The organism is Candidatus Dormiibacterota bacterium, assembly GCA_036495095.1.
Classification (GTDB): domain Bacteria; phylum Chloroflexota; class Dormibacteria; order Aeolococcales; family Aeolococcaceae; genus CF-96.
Genome location: DASXNK010000157.1, coordinates 1 through 2,947, shown reverse-complemented (window position 1 = coordinate 2,947; position 2,947 = coordinate 1). Strand labels below are relative to the sequence as shown.

The following is a 2,947-nucleotide window of genomic DNA, read 5'->3' as shown; positions in this document are numbered from 1 at the left end:
CTCTCCAGCAGTGGCCGGAAGTCCGCCACCGTCTGGGCGATCGGCCAGCCGCGGTTGGCCTCGTTGGTGCCGAACGCCACCACCACCAGCCGGGGACGCAGCGCGAGCAGCGCCGGTAGCTGGAGGCTGACCGGCCGCGGGTGGTCTGGCTCGGAGGCGGGATCGAGCATTTCGCGAGCGGTGGTCGAGCTGATGCCGGCGTTCACCACCGGGATGCCGAGGTCGATGGCCATGTCCCATGGATAGCTGTGGGTGGGTGGCGGACCGTAGTAGGCGGCGGTGACCCCAGTCCCCCACCCGTAGGTCAGGCTGTCGCCGAGGGCGACGATCGGGCCGAGCGTCACCGGGGTGGGGCGCGGAGTGGGACGCGGGGTCGGCTTCGGCGTGGGGACCGGCGTGGGCGCCGGGGTCGGGATGGGCGTCGGCTCCGGGGTGGGGTCGGGCGTGGGCGGCGGGGTGGCGGGCTCTGCGGTGGGGCCGGTGGCGAGGGCGTGGACCGGCGTGGCCGGGGCGGCGGCGGCGCTGGCGCAGCCGCTGAGGACGGTGGCGGCGGCGAGCAGGCTGACGAGGAGTCTGCTGGGGGGCATGGGCCCAGCATCCACGCTGACCAGTTCGTGAATGGTTCAGCGGGGGTGACGGCTCGTGCCAGGTCCGATGACATCCCGATGAACGACCGGAGGGTCAGACCGCGACGGCGGCGGCGAGCGCCTCCCGCGCCGGGCGCAGGTCGCGGAGCCGCAGCCGCACCCGCTCGACCCCGTTCCAGCGGTCGAGGTCGGCGCCGAACAGGGCGTCGATCCGGCGGCCGGCGGGCAGGTGGCCGGCCAGCCCGGGCTTGTTGAACGCGACCGCCTCGACCACCCGGCCACTGGCGTCGGTCAGGTTCACCTTGAGGTGCTGGCGGCGTGCGCCGAAGCTCGACGCGCCCACCACGGTGGCCCCGCGGAGGCAGAGCAGCGGCTCGTGGTTGCCCTGCCCGCAGGGCTCGAGCCGGCCCAGCTCGGCGCAGAGCTCGGGGAGCAGGTCGCCGACCCCGACGGTCGCCTCGACGGTGTGGGTGCGCTCGCGCGGGGCGTCGCCGAGCTGCTCGGCCACCGCCGCGGTGATCCGCCCGGAGAACTCCTCGAGGCGGCCGTGCTCGAGGCTGAAGCCGGCGGCGACGGCGTGACCGCCGTAGCGGAGGAGGCAGCCGGCGGCCTCGCCGAGGGCGCGGACGAGGTGGACGCCGCGCACCGAGCGGGCCGAGCCCTTCGCCTCCTCGCCCTCGAGGCTGGCGATGAAGGTGGGCCGGGCGTAGCGCTCCGCCAGGCGACCGGCGACCAGGCCGACGATGCCCATCGGCCAGCGGGCGTCGCCGAGGACGATGGCGGGGGCGTCGTCGGGAATGGCGGCGACCCGCTCCTCGGCCTCGACCATGGCCCGCGCCACCGCCTCCTGGCGCTCGACGTTCTGCCGCTGCAGGCGTGCGGCGAGCGGCTCGGCCTCGGCGGCGGAGCCGGCCAGGAGCAGGCGGAGGGCGAGCTCGGCGTCCTCCATCCGGCCGGCGGCGTTGATCCGCGGCGCCAGGCCGAAGGCGAGGTCGGAGGCGCGGAGCGGCGCGCGCACCCCGGCGGCGGCGCAGAGCGCGGCCACCCCGGGCGAGGGCGAGCTGGAGAGCGCCGCGAGGCCGCGGCGGACGATCAGCCGGTTCTCGCCGCGCAGCGGCATCATGTCGGCGACGGTGCCGAGGGCGGCGAGGCCGAGGGCGGCGTCGGCGCTGCCCGCGGGCACCACCCGTTCGGCCTCGAGCGCGGCGAGCAGCTTCCAGGCCACGCCGGCACCGGCGAGGGCGTCGAAGGGGTAGGTGCAGTCGGGCCGCTTGGGGTTCACCAGGGCGTCGACCACCGGCAGCTCGACCTCCCCGCCCGCGGGCGCCAGGGGGAGGTGGTGGTCGGTGATCAGCAGCCGCATCCCCGCGGGCCGGGTGGCGGCGACGTCGACGCTGCTGGTGCCGCAGTCGACGGTGACCACGTACCGGACGCCCCGGGCGGCGAGATCCTCGAGGGCGGGGCCGTGGAGCCCGTAGCCCTCGGTCATCCGGTTGGGGATGTAGGGGACGACGTCGGCGCCGGCCGCCCGCAGCGCCAGGGTCAGCATCGCGCAGGCGGTGACCCCGTCGGCGTCGTAGTCGCCGTAGACGGCGATCCGCGCGTGCTCGCTCACCGCCACCCCGAGGTGGATGACCGCCTCGGGCATCCCCGCCAGGGCGAAGGGGTCGTGGGTCTCCCCGGCGCCGTCGAGGAGAGCCGCCGCCGCGGCCGTGTCGAGGCCGCGGGCGGCGAGCACCGTGCCCAGCACGGGGGAGAGGCCGGGCAGGGGGGGAGCTGCACTCTCCACCCAGCGTCGGGGGGCCGGCCTCATCCCCGCGCGCCCTTGAGAAGGCGAGTGGGGTGCGCGGGGGGGAACTGGCTACGCACGGATGTTCGGGAGTGTAGCCGGGCGCACCGGGGGTGGGCAACCGCCCGTCACCGAACCGGTGCGGTGACCCCGAAGATCGCCTCGAGCGCGGCGATGGTGGCGGGGCCGTCCTGGTGCAGGATCGCCCGCATCCCCGCCGCTCCGGCGGCGGTCACGTTGGTGATCAGGTCGTCGACGACCACGCACGCCTCGGGCGGCACGCCCAGGCGGCGCGCCGCGAGCGCGTAGATCTCCGGATCGGGCTTGCGCAGCCCCACCTCGTGGGAGAGCACCACGGCGTCGAAGACCGCCTCGAGCTCGGCGGGGTCGTGGCCCTCGGCGCCGCCCCAGGTGTTGCTGAGCAGCGCGGTGCGCACCCCGGCGGCGCGCAGCCGGCGGGCCAGCGCCGCCATCCGCGGGTCGGGAGGGAGCACCGCGAACATCCGGCGCAGCAGCCCCGCCGCCGCGATCGGCGGGCTCCCCGGACGCGATCGCAGCCGGGCCGCGAAGG

The 2,947-nt window shown here is 76.7% G+C and carries 3 protein-coding genes; all 3 read right to left on the bottom strand.

Annotated features, from left to right (window positions below; genetic code table 11):
* Positions 1-587: GDSL-type esterase/lipase family protein (locus VGL20_15970; GenBank protein HEY2705178.1), on the bottom strand; the 587-nt coding region annotated here is incomplete at its 3' end.
* A gap of 94 nt (positions 588-681) precedes the next feature.
* Complete coding sequence (gene recJ / locus VGL20_15965) at positions 682-2,400, bottom strand: single-stranded-DNA-specific exonuclease RecJ (protein HEY2705177.1); 1,719 nt, start codon at positions 2,398-2,400, stop codon at positions 682-684.
* 104 nt (positions 2,401-2,504) lie between these two features.
* Positions 2,505-2,947, bottom strand: a 443-nt coding sequence (locus VGL20_15960) for an HAD-IA family hydrolase (GenBank protein ID HEY2705176.1), incomplete at its 5' end; no start/stop codon positions are given.